Source organism: Lactobacillus sp. C449L, from assembly GCF_059900815.1.
In genome coordinates this window covers 1-445 of the sequence record NZ_JBWXGA010000265.1, presented here as the reverse complement: position 1 = coordinate 445, position 445 = coordinate 1, and the positions used below count along the sequence as shown (strand labels likewise).

The 445-nt window shown below is 36.0% G+C and carries 1 protein-coding gene; it reads left to right on the top strand.

All coding sequences use genetic code 11. The annotated features are described in order from the left end of the window. On the top strand, nucleotides 1-279 hold a 279-nt coding region (locus tag AC2JF9_RS09320), incomplete at its 5' end, for a DNA polymerase beta superfamily protein (protein WP_500727209.1). Nucleotides 280-445: the final 166 nt, after the last annotated feature.

The window sequence follows — 445 nt, the reverse complement described above, 5'->3', positions numbered from 1 at the left end:
ATGATTGGCTATTTAGTGCAAAAAAGGGTTCTGCCTCCGCTATCGGTCCATCAGCTCTTAAGTGAAATAAACTTGGACGGAACATTATATTCTACTATAGAAGGGCTGTTTCATGCGAAAAGAACCAACGAATATTTCTCGAATACAGAGTTATTGAAAACCGCCGCATTGCTTGAAGGAGAATTGACCTTAACCAAAGATGCATTAACAAATCTTCCTGATGGCATCGAAATGGAAGAGGAATTGAATAAAATAATCTGGGAATTCCTTGGGATTTAAATTGCCTTGATTTCCAGTGAAACATTCCTCAAATGATCCGCTTTTTTATGGTAGAATAGAGAAATAGCATTCTTTATTATTCATTTAAGTGACTTGCTGAAAGAATGAGTTTTAGTTAGAGGTGATACTGTGAATAACAATGAAAATCAAACCCCATCCTTAATGC